Raw genomic sequence first — 728 nt, 5'->3', positions numbered from 1 at the left:
TGTCCACCACGACTCTCAACGCGCTGATAGGCTGATTGAATGATTAAGGTCGCTAATTCAAGCTGCCTAGCTAATTGAAAGTATGCAAGTCCGCTGACAGTAGTAGGGCTGCGTTTATTACTTGCGTCGGATTGATCAGACTCAGCATTTGTTAGACATTCTTGCCACTTTTGTATTTGGGCTAATGCTTGTTCTAATTGTCCCGCGCTACGGGTGATACCCATGTTAGTGGTCATGAGTGCTTTTAGTTCTGAGGTTATTTTTACAACATCTGTTTTTGCGAGATTAGTGTCAATAACGTCGAGCGTTTTATTGCCATGACCATATTTTTGTGCGACAACCTCAGAGATAGGCATGAGCACAGGCTGCGTGTCTGTAAGGATTGGCGCTGACCAAAACTCAATCGCTGATTGAGTTACGCCACTATAAACGTCGTTATCGATCTCTGCTAAGTGTTCTAAGTACTGAGGCAAGTGGGCTGCAATATTACGACCAACCACCACACACTCCAACAGTGAGTTACTTGCTAAGCGGTTCGCTCCATGTAGCCCTGTATAAGCGACTTCACCAGCCGCATAAAGTCCTGGGACGTCCGTCAATCCATTGGCATCAGTCACCACACCGCCACAACTATAATGCGCAGTCGGGGCGACTGGAATAGGATCTGTCGTGATATCAATCCCAAGCGTTAATAGCGTTTGGTAAATCTGCGGAAAATGCGCTTTTAC

At 46.2% G+C, this 728-nt stretch carries 1 protein-coding gene; it reads right to left on the bottom strand.

Annotation, left to right across the window (positions count from 1 at the left end; genetic code table 11):
* On the bottom strand, positions 1 to 728 hold a 728-nt coding region (locus ACS8FC_RS17290), incomplete at both ends, for an FAD-binding protein (protein ID WP_439297688.1).

The organism is Psychrobacter sp. 1Y4 (assembly GCF_051847555.1).
Note: the sequence above shows the minus strand (reverse complement) of the source record. Positions and strands in the feature narration are given on the sequence as shown.